The following is a 22,014-nucleotide window of genomic DNA, read 5'->3' as shown; positions in this document are numbered from 1 at the left end:
AATTAAAACGTTAAAAAGTAGGTGCGCGATGAGACACATCCCTGGACCGGAAGACACATCGGCGGACAGCAGTCTTCGGCGGCGGGCCCTGCTCAAGATGGCGACAGCGGCCGGTGTCGTGGCGGCGCTACCAGCAGCCACGGCCGGAGTCGCCGCAGCCGCCGGAGCGCCTGCTGCGCCCACGACGGCGCCTCACTCCGGCGGTGCCTTCGCCCGCTCGTTCGCCGCCCCCGGGGCACGGGTGCGCCCCAAGTTCCGCTGGTGGTGGCCGGACGCGCTGGTCGACGCGGACGAGATCGAGCGCGAGATCGACCAGATGGCCGCCGCCGGCTTCGGTGGCGTGGAGATCGCAGCGGTCACCCACAGCGTCTCCGAGCCGATCAACCCTTCCCGGCACGGATGGGGCACACCGGCCTGGGTCGCCGCCGTCGAGACGGCCCTTCACCAGGCCGCCAAGCGCGATGTCGTCGTGGACCTCACCATCGGTCCGGCGTGGCCCGCCGCCGTACCGGGCATCACGCCCGACAGCACCGCCGCGACCAAGGAGTTGGCGCACGGCGTCGCCGTCGTCACCGGCGGGACGGCGTTCACGGGACCCCTCCCCGAACCGGTGACCGCCGCGGCCACCGGCGTCACCGCCCGGAAGCTGCGGTCCGTGCAGGCCGCCCGCATCGTCGCCGGGACCTCGCCCGCCGCCTTCCCCGCCCAGCTCGAGAAGACCTCGGTCACCGACCTCACCCCGCATGTCTCGGCGGACCGGCTCCACTGGACCGCACCGGACGACGGGACCTGGCTCGTCATCGCCTGCTACGAACGCGGCTCGGGCCAGCGCCCCGAGGGCCCCGCGCACACCAGCCCGCTCAGCTACGTCGTCGACCACTTCAGCGAAGCCGGCACCCGGGCAGTGATCGACTTCTGGGAGAGCCGCATCCTCACCCCGCGCATGCGCAAGCTGCTGCGCGAGACCGGAGGCGCCCTCTTCGAGGACTCGATCGAGATGGAGACGCACGCGACGCTGTGGACGCCGGGCATCGTGGCCGAGTTCGAGCGCCGCATGGGCTACTCGCTTCTCCCCTACCTGCCCGCGCTGCTCCAGTCGAAGGAGAAGTACGCCTTCTCCTTCGACGCCACCACCAACAAGGCGGTCCGCCGTGACTACATGGAGGTGGTCACCGAGCTGTACGTCGAGAACCACCTGCTGCCGGTACAGAAATGGGCCAACGGCCTCGGCCTCGAACTGCGCATCCAGCCGTACGGCCTGCAGACCGACGCGATGTACAAGTCGGCGCTGCTGGACGTGACCGAGGGTGAGTCCCTCGGGTTCAAGAACCTCGACGACTTCCGCTGTCTGGCCGGCGGCCGGGACATGGGCGGCAAGCTGGTGCTCTCCAACGAGGCGGGCGGCACCGCGGGCGGCGCCTACGCGACCACCTGGGACACCACGCTCAAGAAGCTCGTCACCCAGTACGCGGCCGGCGTCAACCAGGCCGTGTTCCACGGGTTCGCGTACGCCGACGCCCCCGGCGCCGCCTGGCCGGGATTCGCCGCGTTCGCGCCGTACAACGGCGGCACCGGCTACGGCGAGGCGTGGGGTCCCCGCCAGCCCACCTGGGGTCATGCGGCGGACATCGCCGGATATCTGAGCCGTACGCAGCAGGTCCTCCAGACCGGCGTCAACAAAGTGGACATCGGCGTGCTGTGGCAGAAGGGCTACGCCGGATCCGGCCTCGGCGCCTCCTGGTTCTCCGCCGACGGCGTACCGGTCGGCTGGACGCATCTCTTCCTCGGCCCGCGTCTGCTCTCCCTTCCCGGCGCTGTCGTGCGCGAGCGCCGGTTCGCCCCGGACGGCCCGGCGTACAAGGCGCTCCTCGTCGACGGTGACGTCATGATCGGCCGTGAGCACACACTCCAGCTGGACGTCGCGGAGAAGCTCGTCGGCTACGCGAAGCAGGGCCTTCCGATCATCGTCATCGGCGACTGGAAGGACGGACACGTGCCCGGCCTGCCGAGATCCGGCGACAACGAGCGTCTGCTGCGGCTGATCGCCGAACTGCTGGCGCAGCCCAGCGTGTTCAACGTCCCCGATCGCCCCGACGTCCCCCAGGCCATCGCCGCGCTGGGCCTGAAGCGCGACGTCGAGTACGCGCAGTCGTCGATGCTCCTGCACACGCACCGGGCCGACACGGAGGCGGACTACTACTTCTTCGCCAACGACGCCGTCAGCAAGAAGGGTTCGACCGGCACGCCCATCAGCCACGACGTCACGCTCACCACCCGCAGGCCGGACGTCGTCCCGTACCGGCTGGACGCCTGGACCGGCACCATCGAACCGCTCACGTGCTACACCCGTCTCGACGACGGACGCATCCGGCTCCGCATATCTCTGGCGCCGGGAGCCACGACGATCATCGCGACGGCCCGGGCCGGCAAGTGGGCTCCCGGCCCCGCACCCAGCTGGAACGCGACATCCAGCCAGGCGTCCGAGGTCCGCCGCACGAAGGACGGCCGGCTGGAGATCCGAGACGGCCGGCCGGGCACCTACGCCACCACGCTCCAAAACGGCACCACCGTCAGCGCCACCATCGAGGACGTCGCCGAGCCGATGGCGCTCACGCGCTGGACGCTGACGGCCGAGGACTGGACGCCCGGGGCCACCGCGTCGAGCACCACCAAGCACCTGCGCACGATCGAGCTCGACGGGCTCAGGCCCTGGCCCGAGATCCCCGAGCTGGCCGATTCGTCGGGCGTGGGCAGGTACCGCACCACTGTGACGCTGGGACCGGCCTGGACCGGCGGCCACGGAGCCCTGCTGGAACTGGGCGAGGTCTTCGACACCTACCGGGTCACGGTCAACGGACGCGCACTGCCGCCCGCGGACCAGCTGACGGCCGTCGTCGACGTCGGCCCGTGGCTGCGCCGCGGCACCAACACCATCGAGGTGGAAGTGGCCACGTCGCTGCTCAACCGGCTGCGGGTCTCCAACGCACCGGTGTTCGGGGTCGCCAAGCGGCAGAACTACGGACTGGTGGGGCCGGTACGACTCGTCCCGTACGGGCGGGCCGTCACGGAAGTCTGACCGTCCGCACCGGCCGGCGGGTCGGCCACGGACCGACAGCGGTCGAACACGGCCCGGACTCGGCGCCTCCCGGAGGGCTGAGCATGCGCTGTCGAACTCGCGGAAAGGGGCCGCCCGATGTCTTCCTGAGACATCGGGCGGCCCCTGCGCATCGGACCTGCCCACCCCCGGTTTGCAGCAACCCATCGGCTACACGCCGACCTGCTCACCGTCCGAGGCAGGAGCGGCCTTGTTCGGTGCGGCTGCGGACTTCTCGCCACGCATGACCAGGAGGGTGATGACGCCCCCGACCGCGGCGATCACGGCGGCACCGACGAACGCGGACGAGAAGCCGTCGGTGAGGGCGGGCAGGTTGCCCGGCTCACCGGCTCCCTGGGACATGGCGAGTGCGGTCAGCGCGGCCAGGCCGAGGGCAGAACCCACGTTGTAGGTCGTGTTGACGATGCCGGACGCCAGACCCGCCTGCTCCTGCGGTGCGCCGGACATGGCGGCCATCATGGCCGGGATGTAGGCGAGCGACATACCGAGCGCCGCGACGAGCGACGCGGGAAGAACGTCGATGAGGAACGTACCGGTCGGCTCCACGGCCGACAGCCAGAGCAGGCCGGCGGCGAGGACCAGCAGACCGCCGGCGATCAGCGGCCTGGCCCCGAACCTGCCCATCAGCCGGGCCGTGATGGCCGTCATGAAGATCATGAGGAGCACCGTCATGGGCAGCAGCGCGGCGCCGGAGGCGAAGGCTCCGTAGCCGAGGACCTGCTGGAGGTAGAGGTTGAGGAAGTACCACATCGGGATCCACGCGGCGCCGAGCAGCGTCATGGCCAGGTTGGCCGAGCCGAGGCGCGGCACACGCCAGACCCCGAGCGGCATGAGCGGCTGACGCACCGACTTCTGGATCACGAAGAAGAGGATCAGCAGCGCCGCGGCGCCTGCCAGTTGCAGAACCGTGCCGGTCGAGGCCCAGCCGACCTCCGGCGCCCGGACGACGGCGAAGACGGTGAGCGCCAACCCTGCGGTGACGGCGACCGCGCCCAGTACGTCGACGGAACCGCGACGGCTCTCGACGGGCGGCAGCAGCTTGGTCGCGGCGAGGGTCGCCAAGCCGATCGGGACGTAGATGATGAACACCCAGGGCCAGCTCAGCCACTCGGTGAATACGCCGCCGAGGAACACGCCGGCCGTTCCGCCCGCCGGCGCGGCGGCTCCGTAGAGGGCCATCGCCTTGCCGAGTTCCTTCGGGTTGTGCCCGAAGAGCATCATCAGCAGCGTCATCGCGGCCGGCGCGATGAGCGCGCCGCCGACACCCTGGACCGCCCGGCCGACGACCTCGACCGCGGCTGTCTGGGCCGCCGCGGCGACGACGGAGCCGGCGATCATGACGACCCAGCCGGCGTTGAACACCTTGCGTGCGCCGAGCAGGTCTGAAAGACGTCCGCCGAGGAGCAACAGGCCGCCGAAGGCGATGACGTACGCGTTGAAGACCCACTGGAGCTCGCCCTGCGAGAAGCCGAGGTCCTTCTGCATCTCGGGGAGCGCGACCCCGATGATCGACGTGTCCATGATGACCATGAACTGGGCGGCCGCGAGCACGCCGAGCGCCCACCACCGCCGCGGATTGACCGTTGGCATGACCGTTTCTCCCTTGGCTCGCTATATACCCCCTGGGGGTATCTTTGAAGCGCACCGTAGCATACCCCTGGGGGGTACGCGAGAGACTTCACGACCTGTTCTCGGTCAGAAGGACATGCGGCGGAGACAGCAGGCACCGCAAGCAGGGCGCGCACCGGGCGCTGGGCTGCGCGCCGACGGGACCCGTCGGCACCACCGGCGCAGGCCTCCAGGCCCGGCACGCCCTAGCTCCAGTCGATGTCGGACTGACGCTCCAGCGGGGTCCGGTCCTCCACGGACTCCGGGACCAGCAGCGTGTCCGCCGCGGTCATCGCGGTGGGGAAGCGCAGGTGGGTCCGCGTCCGGATCTCGGACAGCTTGACCTGGAAGACCCGGAACTCGTCCAGTTCGAGGGCTTCGGGCACCTCCAGGTTCTGCGTCAGCAGGAACGCCTTGCACTTGAGCTTGCCGCCTTCGGAGAAGACGAGCACCTTCCAGAACTCGCGCGGGAGCTTGACCCCCCGGAAGACCCGGTCGTCCTCGTGGAAGACCGGCCCGCCGAACACGCTGACCTTGAGCTCGTCGACACGGACGTCCTCGAAGACCGCGTCCTCGAGGTGGCCCCAGATGCCGTTCCGCCCGCTCTGGTTGAAGTCGTCCATCTGCGGAGTGATGTTGGTGTAGAAGAACGAGTCCTTGTTGGCCTTCTTCGCCTCGGGCAGCGCGCCCCACACCACATCGGCGCGGCGCGCGATGTGGCCGCGGTCGAGCCGGTTGTTGCGGCCCTTGTAGAGCTCGTTGCTGACCTGGGCGGCGGCCGGAAGGCGCGGGTCCTTGACGAAGTCGATGCCCTTCCGGTCGAGCTTCTTGAGGGTGCCGCCGTCGATGTTCCAGGCCACCCAGACGGCGAAGCGCCGCGACGTGCTGAGGGCCAGCGAGAAGTGCGTGTAAGGGATCACCTCGGACCCGTTGATCCGGACGGCGTCCTCCTTGATCGATGCGTTGAGCTGCGGGGTTGCGATCGGTACCGCGAGGAAGCCCGGGTCGTACCCGGTCAGGGCCTCCAGCGATTCGGGGTCCGGCGGTGCGAGGGTGATCTTCAGTTCGTCGAAGACCGCCTGGGGGAGGCAGGCCAGAGCGCGGTCCTCGGGGTCCTCGTCCGCCTCGCCACCGAAGTGAAGACCCGCCATGACATCCGTGGGCCTTCCGGAACGGCCCGTGAACATCCAGACGGATCCGGAGTCGCCGGGCAGGCTGATCTCGTCTCCTTCTGCCGGGTGCCTGGGGTCGGGGCCTATCTCGAAGCATTCGATGTCGCGGACTCCGACCGACCCCCCGTAGTTGATGCTGACGATGGCGAAGGGCCTGCTCACGAGGCCGTGCGTGACCCCCGTGGTGCGGCCGCTCTTGACGACCTTGTCGTCGATCTGCGGTTCGCCCAGCTTCGTCGGCGTGACGTCGAGGTCGAGGATCTCCCTGGCGAAATCACGATCGGTGACCGTCGACACGGCGCAGTCGCCGACCCTGCCGAGGTGGGCGCGCTTGAGCCTGCCGAGACGGTTCATGGCGATGCGGCTGTCGTCGGCCTTGCCGGGTTGCACGACCACGTCGCCGAGTTCGCCCTTACGGCCGTTCAGCACGTGCCAGTTGCTCAGCAGGCACGGCGAGCCGTCGTTCCTGTCGAAGGCGACGCACCCGAAGGTGCCGGCGCTCACCTTGACGTTGCCGACGCTCACGCCGGGGCGGACCGGATCGACGCGCTTCTGTCGCTGCGGCGTCTCGCCCTCGGCCACCACGAGGAAGTGCGGCTTGTAGGAGCGCTGGACGACATCGGTCGGCACGGTGACGCCGTCACCGATGTCGATGGTCGCGGGGATCTCGGAGGTCTTCAATTCGTCCAGCCCCTCCGGCCGGACCTTTTTGTCGACCGTGAACTGAAGGGCCAGTTCCTTGCCCCGTTTCCCGTTCTTTTCCTTGTACCCGATACCGATCGAGGACACATTCGGGTCGCGGAGGAAGCCCGATCCCCGGGTACGGATGAACTGCTTGAGGTCGCTGATCAGCTTGTTCTGACCGCTTGGGGAGGGGCCGGGATCAGCGGACGCACGCTTCTTGGCAGCCATGGAAGGCTCCCTTCACGCATGGAGTTCAGGCGTGAGAAGCCCGACCGAAGTCATGGGGACCCAGCGGTGGTTGAACCCGAAGCGAACGGCCCGGGCTTCCCGCTCTGTCGTGCACCTTCCAGGATACGGCAGGGCCCGAACATGTAATGCCGTGCACTGCACGGAAAACAGACGAATATTCAACGATATTTGATTGCATCGCCTACAACTCTGAACAAGTTTAACGTTGTTCAGGGGGCAAAAGACGGCTACAAGCGATGGGAGCAGCAGCCATGGGCAGGCAGATCAATGACGCCTTCGAAACCTACAGAGCAGTCGCTGACATCGGCCGCGCCGAGGAGCTCGCAGCGACCACGTCTCCGTTCCAGATCGAGGTGCGGTTCCTCGGAGGGCTGACAGGCAGCCAGAAAAGCGTTTTCGCCGAGGCCGCGGACCGTTGGGCGCGCGTCATCGTAGGAGACCTGGAGACCGCGATCATCAACGATCTCACCGGCAGGGTCGTGATCGACGATCTCCTGATCGACGCCGAAGGCGTGCCGATCGACGGTGTCAACAACGTCCCCAACATCCTCGGACAGGCCGGCCCTACGCGGTTCCGCAGGGACGACGCCGCCAGCGGAGCGGGACTTCCCGTGAAGGGGCGCATGATGTTCGACAGCGCCGACCTGGCGCAGATGGAAGCGGAGGGCTCACTCCTCGACGTCATTACGCACGAGATGGGACACGTACTGGGAATCGGCACCGTCTGGCAGGACTTCGGCGTCCTGAAGGACTTCCCCGGCGACGACCCCACCTTCGTCGGACCGGGCGCCATGAAGGAGTTCGGCACACTCACCGGAGAAGGGCCCACCCCCGTGCCCGTCGCCAATGTCGGCGGCGCCGGAAGCGCGGGCGGCCACTGGCGCGAGAGCGTCTTCGACAACGAGCTCATGTCGCCGAACATCGACGGCAACGACAACCCGTTGAGCCGGCTGACGGTGGCGAGCCTGAGCGACCTCGGATACACGGTCGATCTCGACGCGGCACAGGACTACGAGCTGCCGGATCTTCTCGGGATCGCACGCTCCGGCCGCGTACCGACCTCGGTGCCGGAGCACATGGTGCTGCCGACCATCCCGACCCGTGTCCCGGCGGAAAGGCCCTGACGGACCTGGCCCGGCCGGCGTGCGGCGCGCACTGCGGCCGGCTCACTCACAGCGAGACGCACACCGTGCCGATCGCTCGACCGGGCACTTCCGACCGGGCGTCTCCTTGCGGCTCCGTCCGGGCGGACGGAGGGGAGGCTTCCACCGGTGGGCGGGACCCCCGGACGACGTACTGTGAGTGGTCAAGCACTCATATGAGTCGGAGCAAACCGGGCCGGTCGGCGCACAGCAGCCGCCGGCCCGGCCTTCCGGCGGTCAGCTCTCGCTCGGGGTCAGCACGACGAAGTCCGCGTTCGACGGGTCGAGGCAGACCGCCAGACGGCCGACGCCCTCCGCGTCCTCCGGCCCCATCTGCACGCTGCCGCCCTTCTCGTTGACCTGCGCGACCGCGGCATCGCAGTCGGCCACCGCGAACACGGGGTGCCAGTACGGCTTCCCGTCGGCCAGAGCGAGGTCCTCCTTGCGGAGCTGCATGAGGCCGCCGTGCATACGCTCCTCCGGCTGCCCGGCGGGAGTGATGAGGGAGTACGTGCCCCCGCCGCCCGGCAGCTCCATGTCGCTGAACTGCCAGCCGAAGATCCGGCCGTAGAAGTCCTTCGCAGCCGCGACGTCGCTCGTGTACAGCTCGGTCCAGGACAGCGAGCCCGGCTGGTCCACAAGGTCGACGCCCTTGTTCTGCCCGGGCTGCCAGACGGCGAACTGGCCCCCCAGCGGGTCGCTGTACTGCGCCATCCTGCCCCACTCGTCGAGGTCCCTCGGCGCCACCCGTACCGTGCCGCCCGCGCTCTCCACGGCCTGGGTCGTGGCATCCGCGTCGGCGACGCAGTAGTAGATCATCCAGGCGGGACGCGCGCCCTTCTCCGTGAGCTTGCCGAGCCCGGCGACGATCTTGCCGTCCTTCCGGAACATCCCGCCCTCCATGTCCTCCCCCTCCCCCATGGACTCGTAGTCCCACCCCAGCACCGCGCCGTAGAAGGCCGCGGCGGCCGGGACGTCTGGGGCACCGAGGTCCAGCCAACAGGGGGAGCCGGGGACGAAATCAGTGGTGATCACGACGATTCCCTTTCGCAGATCAGGTCTCGTCCCAGACTGACACCCGGCATCCACACTCCCCCGTCGGCTTGGCCGTGACGTCCCTCCACCAGATCCGTGAATGCACCAGATCCGTGAATGTCGTCCGCCCGGTCCTTGCGATGCCCGGGGGCGGCGGCAGCCGGCGCGCCGAGCCGTGGTGGGGTCCAGCGTCCGACCGTGGCGGCCCGGGCGCTGTCGGCACACGACAGCAGCGCAACTGCAGCGCGACCAAGATGGTTTCACGCGCTGCGATTGCCTAATCTCCTTGTGACCTCTTGGGCACGGCGACGCAAAGGACACGGGGATGAGCGGAAACGGGGGCGGTGCCGGGGCGCCCTGGAACCCGTACGGCGGCGGGCGCCCGCCGGGACCGGGCGGGCCACCCCTGCCGCCGCCGGGCCCTTGGCCGCCTGCCCCGGCGCCTCGGCGCCTGACCTTCGGGCGTCTCTTCAACCCGATCGCCGTGGGGCGCGCGGTGTTCACGCCGTCCCGTCCCGACCGTGTGCACGACCCGATGGTGAAGAAGGTCCAGGTCGTCCGGACGGTCGTCGGCCTGGTCGCCGTCACGTGGATGCTGCTGTCCTACGGGCTGGCCTCGGACGCCGACGCCGTGGTGGACGACCGCTTCGGCCAGATCCGTACGACCCTCATCGTGCTGGCGGTGACCTTCCCGGTCGCCGTCGCCGCTTTCGTCGCGGCGGCCCGCCCGCCCAACCGGCGTCTGTTCCTGCGCCGCGTGGGCAAGCCCGCCGGGGCGCTGCTCGCGCTGGTCGTCACCCTCGCCGTGCCGAGACTGATCACGGGGCTGGGCTACGTGACCGAGGACACGAACTGGACGGCATCCGCAGGGCGGGTGGTGCTTCTCTTCGCCCTGGGCGCGTTCCTGCTGTGGCTCGCCCCGTTCGGTCTCTACGGCATCGCGCAGTCGCTCGTGCACGTCTTCCGGACAGCGGACCTCCACGAGACGGTTCCGCCGCTGCTCGCGACGCTGCTCGTGTGGGAGGTCGCTCTCTTCGACCTGTTCCGCGGCGCCTACGACAGCGTGCCGTTCTGGGTGCGGATGGCCTTCACCCTGGGAGCACCACTGTCCGTCACCCTCGTGGCGATGTGGGAACTGCGGCGGCTGCGCACACGGCACGGCATCACCCTGCGCGGAGCGCTGCTTCGCTGAACCGTCACGACGAAGGAGGTCCTTCGGGGCGGGCGCTCGAGTCCGCCGTCCGGCCGCCGCCGTCACGTCCAGGGCGTGACGGTCAGCCGGATGCGAGCCTGCTCGCCGAGGATCGGCTGCGCGGAGGCGGGCAGCGGAATGTTTGCCACCCAGGTCCCCTCGCTGGTGTCCTCGTCCTGGAGCGAAGCGCCGCTGGGCTCATGGCTCCTGATGGTGCCGCGGATGAGTGAGTTCCAAGCGGCCCATGTGCCCTCACCGATGTCGACCACAAGGGTGTCGTCGAAGTCGGCGGTCTGCTCGAGGTGGTCGCTGAAGCTCAGCAACCCGCGCCTTTCACGCAGCGACAGGACGCGCAGCTGGAGCGCGTAGCGCATGGTCGTGTCGCTGCCGTGCGGCCGCAGGCCGCTGCACAGGAACACGGTGGTCAGCGGAACGTCCGCCAGGGCGCCCGACGAAGGCAGTTGAACAGGGCACCAGTGCTCGGCCGTCTGCTCGTGCATGACGATCGGCAGCCCCCGTACGGACAGCCGGACCTCGGCCTGCCAGGTGGTCCCTTCGACCGACGGAAGCCGGCAGTCGGCGAGCGTGGCCTCGACCTTGCGGTCGCCGAAGAGGAACCGCCGCAGGTTCTGGTAACCCTCCTCCGAGTTCACGAGGCCGTAGCGGCCGCTGTGGCTGCGGTGCACGAACGCCCTGTGTGCGCCGGGGACATAGGCGTTCTCGATCTGCACCAACCCGTCGCTGTGCGCGCCGACGACGGCGGCGGAGAGGCCGAAGGCGACGTCGTAGTCCTTCGGATTGGTGCCGACCAGGCAGAAGATGCGAGAGCGAGGAAATGCTTTCGGGTGCGTACTGTCGCGCTCGGGCATGTCCCGGGCGCGCCAGTCCGGTGGGCGTCCCTGTGGATCGTGGTCCGATGTCGGGGTCAGGTACTCGTACATGCGCTCCGGCCCGAACACCTCGGCACCGTTGAGGCCCGTCGCGTCACGCACCCTCTCGAAGAGGCCGAACCCGGCGTCGAAGGTGATGCCTCCGTGCGGTGATCCGTACGTGAAGACCTTGGCCACGCAGTCGGCCGGATCACGGCCGGCGTCGGGGAGCAACTTCTGCAGGAGGCAGCGGCAGATGAGCCCGCCCATGGAGTGGGCGACCAGGTGGACGTGCGTCGCCCCCGACTTCTCGCGAAGCTTGTCGATCAACTTCAGAAGGTCCGCGGCGGCATCCTCGATCCGGAACTTCTTCGGCTCCGCGCCCCACGTAGTGGCGGAGACGTCGTAGAAACGCAGAATCCAGATCGAATTGGAGGGGACGCTTTCATGGGTGTCCAGATAGGCATCCTGGCCGCCCTCCACCAGAATCCTGTAATCCTCGTCGAGGATGAGCCGCAGCAGCGGGCTTTCGAACTGGTGGAAGCTGGGCACGTTTCCCGCTCCCACTCGGACATGGGTGGAGCCCTCGTTGAAGCCGTAGAACGGGTCCTTGACGGTTTTGTCTATCCCTTCTGTGTCGCCGGCGAATCCCCGGACGTACACGATCGGGAGCCTGGTCGTGTCGGGCATGGGAACCTCGCTGTCCCCGGGCGGCATCTGCTTCCCGGACACCGCCCGTCTCGCTCCTCGCCGCCGACCGGTCGATGAGGGTGCTGCGGTGCGCCACCCCCGGTGCGGGCGCTCGGCTGATGTGACCTGTGTCCAGTGGATGAGCCGTGGACGAAGTCACGGAAATACCCCGCCCGTCGGGGTCCGGTCCCTCACCGCTTCCCGCGCCGGGACGGCGATATCGCCTTCAGTTTAGGCGCGATCAAGGGGGTCTACTACCGGAGTTCCGCGGATGGAACGCCGCGATTATCGGTTCGCATTCAACGAACCACGCATGAATGGCTTCGCATTCAACGAGCCGGACCAATTGAAGAGTGAATGGAGGCTGTCGGTCGTCAGGGCACCGGTCTACAGTGGGAATCGAGCTGGTCTGCACGACTTCAGATGTCTGACGACACCTCGAAGTTCGTCACCCTGCCGAAGGTGACCGGTCGCGCCGTTCGGAATCCCGCGGCCCCCGGCCATCGGTCGGCCGCCCTGTACGTCGGGACTTCCCGGCTCCTCGGGCTCGAAGCAGGAGCCGGTTCGAATTCTCGCAAGGAGAATCATGGCCACCCCACTCTCACCCGACCGGTTGCTTGCCGCGCTGCGCGCCGAAGGACTCACCGTTGTCGAACACCGGTCATGGCGAACCCACAACCGCAACCACAAGGGCCCCTGGGGCCCGCTGCACGGCGTGATGATCCACCACACGGTCACCTCCGGCACCAAGACCAGCGTGGAGCTGTGCTACAACGGGCACTCCTCGCTGCCCGGGCCGCTGTGCCACGGAGTCATCGCGAAGGACGGCACCGTACACATGGTCGGCAACGGCCGTGCCAACCACGCCGGGAAGGGCGATCCCGACGTCCTGCAGGCGGTGATCGACGAGGTCGCGCTGCCTCCGGACAACCAGGCCAAGGCCGACGGGAACGCTCACTTCTACGGCTTCGAGTGCGTGAACCTCGGTGACGGCCAGGACCCGTGGCCGCAGGCGCAGGTGGAGGCGATCGAGAAGGCGGCCGCCGCCATTTGCCGAGCGTTCGGCTGGAGCGAGCGCAGTGTGATCGGCCATCTGGAATGGCAGCCGGGCAAGGTCGATCCGCGGGGGATCGAGATGGCGGCAGTGCGCCGGCGTATCGCCGACCGCCTGGGCGTGGCGGCAGCCGGCACCCGGTGAACTCGGTGCCGCCCTGGAACTTGTAATGGCGAACACATGGCGGTCGATCTCGTCGTCCTCCAGATGCAGCGAGGTGAACGGGGGCTGGAAGGCCCGGTGTCCCCGCGGGGCGAGTTCGGGATGTGCCTTCATGAGTTGCTCACCAACCCCGTAGGGGTTCACCGAAGTTGAGGTATCCGCCGAGGAGGACGGACCCATGATGGGTGGCAGAGGCGGTACAGACCCCGACGTTACGGTCAAGGGATCCTCCTGGTATCAGCGTGCAAATGCTCACGTGGCACATCTCCAAGGGCAGCTGAACAAGTTCGAAGAACGACGGAAGTCCGGGGGGAAGGTGTCCGCCGAGGATGCCAGGACCGTGGCAACAGCGAATGCCCACCTTGATGCCGCCCGGAATACATTGCGGGACTGCTCCTGGTGGCAACGCCTTCTGGGCGCATCGGCGGACAGGGCTCTCGCGAATGTGCACGAAGCAGAAGTGGCTCTGCTCAGGATTGCCCCGGAAGCCGAGCTGCACGACAAAGGCCTGTATGCCCTCTCGCACGCCAAGCTGCACCTCACGCATGACGACGTACTTCTGCAGCAGCTCAGCGCCGCGTTGCACAGCCCTGAACGAAAAATATTCGGCCTCAGCCGGGCACCAAAATCACTGGGCTCGAACGACAGGGAATTGGCGGCCCTCACGCTGCACGCCGCCTACCAGGCGGAAGAAGCAGAAAGAGCACGAGTCCGGAGCTTCACCCAGATAGTCGTCATGGCCGCTGGAGCTCTCTGGCTGATAGCCGTGGCCCTGGGCATATGGGGCATCTTCGCCCCGGACGTTGCCGAGCGAGTGTGCTTCACGAACACGGAGGGGACGCCGGGCAGGGGAGGCGCGACCAAGGTCTGTCCCTTGGGAGAGACACCGAAGGCGGCAAGCATCTTCTTTCTCGAATTCATCGGACTGTTCGCGGCAGCCGTAGCGGGGGCCGTGTCCCTGAAGGGAGTCAGAGGCACTTCTGGGCCGTACCACGTGGCAACAGGGCTGATAATCCTCCGGCTCCCCGTCGGGGCGCTGACGGCGGTGGCGGGGATACTCCTGATGAGTGGCGAGTTTCTTCCCGGCCTGACCAACCTCGACACGTCGACCCAGGTATGTGCGTGGGCCTTCGCCTTCGGAGTCCTGCAAGAGTCCGTCACGCGCGCAGTCGACCGGCAGGGCCAGCATCTGATCGACAACGTCAAGGCGCCCGGCAGTAATGTCGGGGATGCCGAAAAGGAAAAGGAGGAAAAACGCGCACGAGCCCAAGGACCGGCCAATAGATAGGTGCAGCGGAACCGGGCGGGTAGGGCTTCGCTACTTGCACCGCTCGCCCGGCGGCCGGAAACTGAAGATGACGGGCTTCCTTGGGAGCAGGGTGGCGGTCACGAGGAACTGTTGAGCGAGGCGATCAAACTGGCATCCCCTCCCCCCCGGTTGTGGCTGCTCGGCCAGTTCCGACTGGAATTCGGGGCCGAGCCCGTGGAACTGTGCCGGAACGCCCAGCGCCTGCTGGCCTTCGTAGGACTGCGGGGACGGGTGTCGCGCACGGTACTCGCCGGCATTTTGTGGCCCGAGGTCACCGAAGAGCATGCCCGGGGCAGTCTGCGTACGACTCTGTGGAAGTTGCCGCGCGGCGATCGACCTTTGGTCCAGTGCTGCGGCGACTGGCTCGTGGGCACGGAAACGATGCAGGTGGACGTCCACACCTTCACCGAGACGGCACTCGGCGTCGTACAGGGCCACGGTTCACCGCTCCCCGGTCACCTGTCGCTCGGGCTGCTGGGAGGAGAGGATCTCCTGCCCGGCTGGGACGAGGACTGGGTGCTGCTGGAACGTGAACGCCTGCGTCAGTTGCGGTTGCACGCGCTCGACGCGCTGGCCGAGACGCTCGTCAGGCAGGGAATGCCGGCCCTGGCGCTGGAAGCGGCCTGGGCGAGTGTGCGCGCGGAACCACTGCGGGAAAGCGGCCATCGGGTCGTCGTGTCGGTGCACCTCGCAGAGGGCAACCTCAGCGAAGCGTTCCACCACTACCAGGCGTTCCGCCAGTTGTTGAACGAGGAACTGGGTGTGGAGCCGTCCCCCCGGTTCTCCCGGATGCTTCCTGTGCACCGGCGGGGCCGCGCCCTTGGTGACCGACCGTGAGCCGTGGTCTCCCGGCCGGACGACGGCGGTTGACGCTGAGCTGACGGCACGTCCGTAGCCTTGGTCGCGAAGGCGCGCCGGCATCGGTCGTCCTTCCGTACGTGGCGGACGACCGGGCGCCGGGCCGACATCGACCAGGAGGCCACCATGTCGCGGCGCCTCGCGAACAGACATCGGTGAATGCTGAGCCGGCGGCGGACCGTGTCCCGACGGCCCGTCCTCCACGACACGTCCGCACCGGCTCACCGTGCGGCCCCTGGAACCACGAGAGGAGGGGAGGCGTCATGGTCGCCCTGTCCAGCGTGCGCTTCGGCCTGAAGAACGAGGACGTGCGGATCGTACAGAAGGCCCTGATCGCCAGGGGTCACAGGATCCCGGGCGGAGCCACCGGGCTCTTCGGCGAACAGACCAAGGCCGCCTACCGTGCCGAACAGATCGCCCAGGGCTTCAAGGGAGCGGACGCCGACGGCATACCCGGGTGCACTTCCCTCACCGCACTGGGCCGTCACGCCGGCTTCACCGTCGACTGCAGAGGCGCCCGGCCCACCGCCGGCAACGGCAGGATCAGCCTCAGCCAGGTGACCTACGACGACCCTGACGACGACGCCGGGGAGGCTGCCATGCGGCGCTACGCCAAGAAGGCGTGCGAACTGACGGGAATGGAAACGCGGTTCGGCGTCCCGGCGTTGACCACCATCACCCGGCGCGAGTCCATCCACAACCACCCGAGGTTCAGGGTGAACCTGGTGGACGCCAACGCGCGCGGCCGACTCGCGCCGGACGGCCACCCGCAGAACTGCTCCCGCGGCGCCACGCAGTGCGTCCCCGCGACATTCGCCACGTACCACCAGGCGGGCACGGCGACCACGCCCTACGACGTGGTCGCGGACATGTGCGCGACGATCAACTACGTGCGCGACCGCTATCACGTGAACCAGTCGGGCTCGAACTTCGCCGCCCGTGTACAGCAGGCGGACCCGAACCGGCCTGCCCGCGGATACTAAGGAGACCGCCATGGTCGCACTCTCCAACGTCCAGTTCGGCAAGAAGAACGCGGACGTCCGCACGGTGCAGAAGGCCCTGATCGCACGGGGCCGCAAGATCCCTGACGGAGCCACCGGGCTCTTCGGCGAACAGACCAAGGCCGCCTACCGTGCCGAACAGATCGCCCAGGGCTTCAAGGGAGCCGACGCCGACGGTGTGCCCGGCTGCAAGTCGCTCACCACACTGGGCCGTCACGCCCGCTTCACCGTCGACTGCAAAGGCGCACGCCCCGCCGCCGGTGGCGCGGGCGCCCCGAGCAAGGGACGCGTGAAGTCCCCTGTGCCCGGCCACAGGGTCACCTTCGAATTCTTCTCACCCGGCCCGTACAAATGGAAGCCGGACGGCATCGGCCGGCACACCGGCCAGGACTTCGCCGCCCGGTCGGGCACCCCGGTGATCGCCGTACGCAGCGGCACCATCGCCTGGTCCAACAGCGCGGGGGGCGCGTACGGCCAGTGGATCGGACTGCGTGGGGACAACGGTCACATCTACACCTACTGCCACCTCTCACAGCGGCAGGTGAAGGCCGGCCAGAAGGTCGCCGCGGGCCAGCAGATCGGGAAGGTGGGAAACACAGGAAACTCCACCGGGCCGCACCTGCACTTCGAGATGTCGAAGGGGCGTGAATGGGCCTACGGCCAAGTCGCCAAGCCCCGCTACTGAGGCCGGGCCGCGGCACCGTGCTCGCGGGTCGGGCCGCGGCTCCGTGCTGCGCTGGACGGGTCAACCTGGTTTGCACGCACCCGGGGCGAATCTGATCGTGGCCCCATGAACAAACCCAAGGTGGTGGTGCAGCCACCGGACGGCCGCGGCCTGCGCGAGGTCACCATGGGTGGCCAGACGGTGGGCAGCGCCTGGTCACTGCGGGGGTTGAGAAAGCTTCTCCGTCGCCTCGGTCATCCGGAGGACGTGGATGTCGAGGACCGGTCACTCATAGTCTGGCTCGGCGGTGACAGCGGGACATGGCCGGCCCCCACCGGGCGGAGGCGCGCGACCATCGCGCTCATGATGGCGGGTCTGCTGGGCTCCATGGTCCTGCTCGTCGCCGTGGGGATGCCCGACGCCATCGGGGCCCTGACTTTCGCGGGGCGTGTCACCGGGTTCTTCTTCGCCTTCGCGGGGGCGGTGCAGGGCGTGGCGGCACTGGCGGTGCTCGATTACTGGGGAAAGCGCCGGCTGAGATTTTCCGGAGCAGTGATCCTGCTCGGCGCGTTCATCGCGCTGGTCACCAACGGCCTGCTGTCATTCATGTGGCTCGAGGAAAGAGAATACACACCCTATGTGCTGACGTACCTTCCGCTCACAGGCTGGTCCATCTGGGCACTCCAATTGCTTCTCAGGGAGAGGGCATGGACAGGCATTCCCTATCCCAAACAATTTGCGGCCGGTGTGACAGCAACGACGCTTCTGGCCACCTTCAACCTGGCATATTCTGCGCTCTATCAACCGACCTCGGCTCCGGTACTGTTCGACCTTGAAGTGAAATTCGGGACGCCGCAACCGGATGCGAAGCGGCAGATCATCCATCTCCCTGTCACCTTCCGGGCGCGCAATTCCGGAAAGGTTCCGGCTTACATCGCGAGCGACAATTACGGGATCTACGGGGTTTCCGTGAAGTACGCCAGTGACGGCAGCGGGCTCCGGGAGTGGAGAAGGATGATGGACGCCGATACGGAGGGATCAAGAGTAGGGCGCTACGTGAAGTCCCCCACCCGGGAGACGATCAGTGCCGCACGCTTCTACGGGCCCAGCAACTGGCTCGAGCCCGGTGAACAGTACGTCAGAGAACGAGTCGTCCAACTGCCCCGGTCCGCCACGTACGACATGATCGAGGCCGACCTGACCATGACCGTCATGCGGAAGGACCGCGGGCGGATCGACGACGCATTCGCGATCCCGCATTATTCCTGGCATACAGACACGCAGTTCTACTGCCCTCCCATTGAATGTGATGACCACATCATCAACCGCGGCAGGGTCCTCCACAACAACAACATGATCAATGTGACCCGCCGGCCTCGATACGTGGTTTCCTACTACGGGTGGACCGGATCCGGCGCCGAAAACGAATTCTATATCTTGTCACACAGACCACGAGAAGTCATTGATTTCAGGAGGGGGGCGGCAGAAGAGGACGAGCGAGAAAGAGAAAGGTATGGCGTTGCTCTCACCAATGCCATGGCCACAATTCCCTTCGCACGGCTCCTGGGGACGAACAGCAACTGACCAGTAGCGATAAGCGCGACCGCGCGGGGCCGGACCCGATTGATCGCGACACCTTTCACCTCTCACACATTTCCCGGTTCAAACAGTCACGGGCAACCAGCGGGCCGCGTTGCGGGATGCGCCGTCCGGGTAAAGAGTGGAAATCAGATCGCTCAAGCCGATACAACCGAGCAGCGCATCTGGAACACATCATGGCCATAGTCGCCCGGCGCAACCTCTACCGCGTGGCTGGAGCATGCGCCTTGGCCGCCTCGCTCGCACTGCCTGCCGGAGTGGCGACTGCGGCGGCAGCGCCTCACACCGGCGGCGGAAGCACGGCGGCACCCATTCAAACAACGCCTCCTCCCCCGCCGCCGGACGAACCTCCCCCAACGCCGGATACGCCTCCTCCCCCGCCCCCGGACGAACCTCCCCCTCCACCCGACACGCCTCCTCCCCCGCCCCCGGACGAACCTCCCCCTCCGGGGGACACGACCACGCCGGGCGAGACCACCACACCGGGAGAGACACCAGGTCCTGACGGGTCGCCGGGGACCGGAGAATCGGACCCATCGGTCTCCGGACAACTGGCTCAGCAGAACGAAGAGATCGAAACGGCAACGGCGAACCTGAAGGAGGCAGGAAAGAGCGCCCCTGCGGAACTCGCGCAGGCCGTGCAGCAGCTGACTGCCACGCTCAGGACGGTCCAGGATCCGATGACGGCACCGCAGGAGCGTGAAGAGGTCACCGATATCGCACAGCATGTCACCTCCGCGCTGGCAGTGATCAGCAACCGTGAGACACCCTCTGAACTGAGGGAGCAGCTGACCCCGATCGTGCGGCAGGTGGCCTCCGCGGTGACGGGCAGCCACGATCCGCGGGTGCCGCCCGAGCTGCGGGCAGGCACCATCTCGGCGGTGGAGCGGGCGACTTCGGCTTTGGACGTGATCAGTGACCCCGGGACGCCCCCCGAACTCCGGACCGAGTTGCTCCTGATCCTGAACCCGCTGACCGCCTCACTGACTCCGGAAGGAGCCGGTGGGTCAGGCGGATCGGAGAGCTCCGTCCCGGAACAGCCGACGGGGCCGCAGGGACCGAAGGCGGAGCTGGCCGGAGCGACAGAAATGGCGAGCGATCCGAGCATCCCCGCGGCGCAACGGCTCGACCTCGCGAGGACCACGGCTCGGGCCGCCTCGTTGCTGCCACAGATGGGTGATTCCGGTGGACCTCGGGAGGATCGGGCGAAGGCTGAGGAGGTCTTCCGCGAGCAGACCGAAGAGATGAGGGAGAAGCAGGAGGAAGCCGCTTCCGCCAGGGGTGTGCCGGACGTACCGCTGGGTGAGGCCGCGGAAGTGTGCACCAACGCCATATTCACGACCGTCTCCGATCGTGCTCTCGCGTTGAGTCTGAGGACTCTGCTTCCCCCGAAGTGGGAACTCGAGGGAGTTCGGGACTTCTGGAAGGCGAGAGACAAGGAAGACGACTCCCTCGACGTCATCGCGCAGCTCCGGACCGGAGAGCACGCCGACGCGCCGTTCGATGTGCGCCGGCTCACCCCTCGGCTCGCCGAACTCGTTCCGGCACGCGATCTGTTCGGGCGGCTCGGCATTCCGGCGCTCCATTGCCTGCAGGCCGCCTGGCACCTCGACCAGGCCGGGATCACGGCGGGGACCTGGGTCGAGAAGGCCCACGAGAAGAAGGGGGACAGCTGAGCCTGCCCGACCGGCCCGCCGGCCCGCGCCGAGTGGGCGACCCCCCGCCCCACGGAACCGTGGCCCTCATGAGGAGCCACGGGTGGGCCAGGAACCGGCTGTCGGACGGCTGAGCGGGCTCCTACGGGTTGGCCGTGGAGACCACGTACACCCAGGGGCGGTCCGGCTCCGTCAGGTCGACCATGATGTCCTTGCTCGGCCGCGGGTCCTTCTGGTTGTGGACGGTGCCGGCCCAGGCACGGCCCTTCAGCTTGAAGTTCCAGCCGACCACGGCCGAGTCCCGCTCGCTGATGGTGACCTTGCCGTTCTCGAGTGCCGCGCGGCTCGTCCCCGCTCCCTTCAGGAAGCTGTCGAGGCCCTTGGCCGAGGTGCGGAACTGGACGTACAGCCGGCTGGTCTTCCAGTTGCTGGTCTCGAAGTAGGAGACGCGCTTGGCGCCTTCGGGGACCGGCACCTCGAAGATGCGGCGCTTCATGATGGAGGGCCAGAAGTCGCGCAGGCCCTGGGCGGCGGACTCCGCCTCCTTGTCACGGCCACTGGCGCGGCTCTGCCCGGCGGAGATCACCAGGTAGCCGGCCGGGATGCCGATGAGCAGCACGATGACGATCGCGGTGATCCAGCGGCGCACGATCATGTGGCGCCGGCCCTCGGGGGTCGGCGGAGTGGGCTGCGGCGTGGGCTGGCGGGTGGTCAGCGTTGTCATGACGGCGGTTCCTGGGTGGGGCGTACAGAACTCGGGTTGCGCAGGGCCTGGGCGTAGCGCTCGTAGCGCTCGTGGCGTTCCACACGGCGGCGGTTGGCCCGGCGGAAGCGTCGGGCCACCAGCCGCGCGAGGTCGGCCGCGCCGACCATACCCGCTTCGGGGCCGAGCTGGGCCTTGGCGATCCGGGCCTCCGGGCGGTAGCCGCGGCCCGTGAGATGACGGCGGAACGCTTCTCTGGCGGGGCCGATCAGCAGATCGTCGGCGGCGCTGACGCCGCCGCCGATGACGAAGCACGACGGGTCGAGGGCGGCGGCGAGGTTGGCGATGCCGACACCGAGCCACTGCCCGATGTCCTGGAACAGCTCGACGCACATCGCGTCGCCCTCGCGGGCCAGCTCGGTGATGAGCGGCCCGGTGATGTCGCCGATGTTGCCGCCGACCCGGTCGATGATGCTGTAGGCGACCGGCGAGTCGGCGGCGGCGAGCTCGCGGGCCTCACGGACCAGGGCGTTGCCGGAGCTGTACTGCTCCCAGCAGCCGCGGTTGCCGCACGGGCAGCGGTGGCCGCCGGGCACGACCTGCATATGGCCGAACTCGCCGGCGACACCGAACTTGCCCCGCTTGACCTGGCCGTCCTCGAGGATCGCGCCGCCGATGCCGGTACCGAGCGTGATCATGACGATGTGGTCCTCGCCACGTCCGGCGCCGAAGCGCCACTCCGCCCAGGCGGCGGTGTTGGCGTCGTTGTCGACCAGTACGGGGACGGCGAGACGGGCGGAGAGGGCGTCGCGCAGGGGCTCGTTCCGCCAGGCGAGGTGGGGTGCGAAGAGCACCTTGGAGCGGTCCGCGTCGACCCAGCCGGCCGCACCGATGCCCACGGCGTGCACGTCGTGCCGGTCGGAGAGGTCGAGCACCAGCTCGCAGATGGTGTCCTCGACGACCTTGGGGCTCTTGGACTTGTCGGGGGTCTCGGTGCGGATCTTCTCGAGGATGAGTCCGTCGGCGTCGACGACGCCCGCCATCACCTTGGTGCCGCCGATGTCGATGCCGACCGTGGGTACGCGGGGCGCGGTGAGGTGCGAGCGCCGCTCGCGCGTGCCGACCGTCTTGAGGACGGTGGCGCGGGCGGTGCCTCGGTTCGTGAAGTCGCGGTACGTACTCAAGTCGTCCCTGCGGGGTCGTGGTGGCCGGTCGGAGTCCCGGGTCGGGCGGCGCCCGCCCTCCCGATGCTA

General features: G+C 68.1%; 15 protein-coding genes and 1 pseudogene. 10 read left to right on the top strand and 6 right to left on the bottom strand.

The annotated features are described in order from the left end of the window. Positions 1 to 28: 28 nt before the first annotated feature. Entirely contained in the window at positions 29 to 3,076 is a 3,048-nt protein-coding gene (locus ACTMTU_RS01495) for a glycosyl hydrolase (RefSeq protein ID WP_441261562.1), read from the top strand. 189 nt (positions 3,077 to 3,265) lie between these two features. On the opposite strand, the gene ACTMTU_RS01490 is transcribed toward ACTMTU_RS01495, so the two are convergent. Together ACTMTU_RS01490 and ACTMTU_RS01485 are read right to left on the bottom strand one after the other, a co-directional pair. Then, positions 3,266 to 4,705: an MFS transporter gene (locus ACTMTU_RS01490; RefSeq protein WP_441261561.1), complete on the bottom strand. Its 1,440-nt coding sequence runs from the start codon at positions 4,703 to 4,705 to the stop codon at positions 3,266 to 3,268. Positions 4,706 to 4,929: 224 nt separating this feature from the next. Next, positions 4,930 to 6,807 (bottom strand): DNA/RNA non-specific endonuclease, encoded by a 1,878-nt coding sequence (locus ACTMTU_RS01485; RefSeq protein ID WP_441261560.1) that lies wholly within the window; start codon positions 6,805 to 6,807, stop codon positions 4,930 to 4,932. 272 nt (positions 6,808 to 7,079) lie between these two features. Between ACTMTU_RS01485 and ACTMTU_RS01480 the strand changes: the two genes are divergently transcribed. Next, positions 7,080 to 7,952, top strand: a complete 873-nt coding sequence (locus ACTMTU_RS01480) for a leishmanolysin-related zinc metalloendopeptidase (RefSeq protein WP_441261559.1) — start codon at positions 7,080 to 7,082, stop codon at positions 7,950 to 7,952. Positions 7,953 to 8,207: 255 nt separating this feature from the next. On the opposite strand, the gene ACTMTU_RS01475 is transcribed toward ACTMTU_RS01480, so the two are convergent. Then, positions 8,208 to 9,005: a VOC family protein gene (locus ACTMTU_RS01475; protein ID WP_441261558.1), complete on the bottom strand. Its 798-nt coding sequence runs from the start codon at positions 9,003 to 9,005 to the stop codon at positions 8,208 to 8,210. 325 nt (positions 9,006 to 9,330) lie between these two features. Here ACTMTU_RS01475 and ACTMTU_RS01470 point away from each other — a divergent pair, with 325 nt between their 5' ends. Then, on the top strand, positions 9,331 to 10,197 hold the full coding sequence (locus ACTMTU_RS01470; protein WP_441261557.1) for a hypothetical protein: 867 nt from the start codon (positions 9,331 to 9,333) through the stop codon (positions 10,195 to 10,197). Between the two features lie 62 nt (positions 10,198 to 10,259). Here ACTMTU_RS01470 and ACTMTU_RS01465 read toward each other — a convergent pair whose 3' ends face one another. Beyond that, positions 10,260 to 11,756, bottom strand: coding sequence for an alpha/beta fold hydrolase (locus ACTMTU_RS01465; protein ID WP_441261963.1), 1,497 nt, complete (start codon positions 11,754 to 11,756; stop codon positions 10,260 to 10,262). Between the two features lie 586 nt (positions 11,757 to 12,342). On the opposite strand from ACTMTU_RS01465, the pseudogene ACTMTU_RS01460 reads away from it, so the two are divergent. The 7 genes and pseudogenes from ACTMTU_RS01460 to ACTMTU_RS01430 form a co-directional block, all read left to right on the top strand. Next, a pseudogene (locus tag ACTMTU_RS01460) lies at positions 12,343 to 12,945 on the top strand (N-acetylmuramoyl-L-alanine amidase); the annotation flags it as partial. A 367-nt stretch (positions 12,946 to 13,312) separates the two neighbouring features. Continuing rightward, a complete protein-coding gene (locus tag ACTMTU_RS01455) occupies positions 13,313 to 14,260 on the top strand; it encodes a hypothetical protein (RefSeq protein WP_441261556.1) in 948 nt (315 codons plus the stop codon). Between the two features lie 111 nt (positions 14,261 to 14,371). Beyond that, positions 14,372 to 15,118, top strand: coding sequence for an AfsR/SARP family transcriptional regulator (locus ACTMTU_RS01450; protein WP_441261555.1), 747 nt, complete (start codon positions 14,372 to 14,374; stop codon positions 15,116 to 15,118). A gap of 284 nt (positions 15,119 to 15,402) precedes the next feature. Next, positions 15,403 to 16,122: a peptidoglycan-binding protein gene (locus tag ACTMTU_RS01445; protein ID WP_441261554.1), complete on the top strand. Its 720-nt coding sequence runs from the start codon at positions 15,403 to 15,405 to the stop codon at positions 16,120 to 16,122. Between the two features lie 10 nt (positions 16,123 to 16,132). Next, a complete protein-coding gene (locus ACTMTU_RS01440; RefSeq protein WP_441261553.1) occupies positions 16,133 to 16,825 on the top strand; it encodes a peptidoglycan DD-metalloendopeptidase family protein in 693 nt (230 codons plus the stop codon). 105 nt (positions 16,826 to 16,930) lie between these two features. Then, complete coding sequence (locus ACTMTU_RS01435; protein WP_441261552.1) at positions 16,931 to 18,388, top strand: hypothetical protein; 1,458 nt, start codon at positions 16,931 to 16,933, stop codon at positions 18,386 to 18,388. A 653-nt stretch (positions 18,389 to 19,041) separates the two neighbouring features. Next, positions 19,042 to 20,079: a hypothetical protein gene (locus tag ACTMTU_RS01430; protein WP_441261551.1), complete on the top strand. Its 1,038-nt coding sequence runs from the start codon at positions 19,042 to 19,044 to the stop codon at positions 20,077 to 20,079. A 121-nt stretch (positions 20,080 to 20,200) separates the two neighbouring features. Here the strand turns inward: ACTMTU_RS01430 and ACTMTU_RS01425 are convergent, their stop codons facing one another. Then, complete coding sequence (locus ACTMTU_RS01425; RefSeq protein ID WP_441261550.1) at positions 20,201 to 20,782, bottom strand: hypothetical protein; 582 nt, start codon at positions 20,780 to 20,782, stop codon at positions 20,201 to 20,203. Then, the gene (locus tag ACTMTU_RS01420; RefSeq protein ID WP_441261549.1) at positions 20,779 to 21,945 is read right to left on the bottom strand and encodes an ROK family glucokinase; all 1,167 of its coding nucleotides are present in this window, start codon (positions 21,943 to 21,945) and stop codon (positions 20,779 to 20,781) included. The genes ACTMTU_RS01425 and ACTMTU_RS01420 overlap by 4 nt, the downstream gene beginning before the upstream one ends. Positions 21,946 to 22,014 lie beyond the last annotated feature (69 nt).

The sequence above is a fragment of the Streptomyces sp. OZ13 genome (genome assembly GCF_052068155.1).
Lineage (GTDB): Bacteria > Actinomycetota > Actinomycetes > Streptomycetales > Streptomycetaceae > Streptomyces.
Note: the sequence above shows the minus strand (reverse complement) of the source record. Positions and strands in the feature narration are given on the sequence as shown.

What these genes read in the sequence shown, in the direction of transcription:
- ACTMTU_RS01495 (WP_441261562.1), top strand. Translation starts at nt 29, where the DNA reads ATGAGACACATCCCTGGACCGGAAGACACATCGGCGGACAGCAGTCTT.
- ACTMTU_RS01490 (WP_441261561.1), bottom strand. Translation starts at nt 4,705, where the DNA reads ATGCCAACGGTCAATCCGCGGCGGTGGTGGGCGCTCGGCGTGCTCGCG.
- ACTMTU_RS01485 (WP_441261560.1), bottom strand. Translation starts at nt 6,807, where the DNA reads ATGGCTGCCAAGAAGCGTGCGTCCGCTGATCCCGGCCCCTCCCCAAGC.
- ACTMTU_RS01480 (WP_441261559.1), top strand. Translation starts at nt 7,080, where the DNA reads ATGGGCAGGCAGATCAATGACGCCTTCGAAACCTACAGAGCAGTCGCT.
- ACTMTU_RS01470 (WP_441261557.1), top strand. Translation starts at nt 9,331, where the DNA reads ATGAGCGGAAACGGGGGCGGTGCCGGGGCGCCCTGGAACCCGTACGGC.
- ACTMTU_RS01465 (WP_441261963.1), bottom strand. Translation starts at nt 11,756, where the DNA reads ATGCCCGACACGACCAGGCTCCCGATCGTGTACGTCCGGGGATTCGCC.
- ACTMTU_RS01445 (WP_441261554.1), top strand. Translation starts at nt 15,403, where the DNA reads ATGGTCGCCCTGTCCAGCGTGCGCTTCGGCCTGAAGAACGAGGACGTG.
- ACTMTU_RS01440 (WP_441261553.1), top strand. Translation starts at nt 16,133, where the DNA reads ATGGTCGCACTCTCCAACGTCCAGTTCGGCAAGAAGAACGCGGACGTC.
- ACTMTU_RS01435 (WP_441261552.1), top strand. Translation starts at nt 16,931, where the DNA reads ATGAACAAACCCAAGGTGGTGGTGCAGCCACCGGACGGCCGCGGCCTG.
- ACTMTU_RS01425 (WP_441261550.1), bottom strand. Translation starts at nt 20,782, where the DNA reads ATGACAACGCTGACCACCCGCCAGCCCACGCCGCAGCCCACTCCGCCG.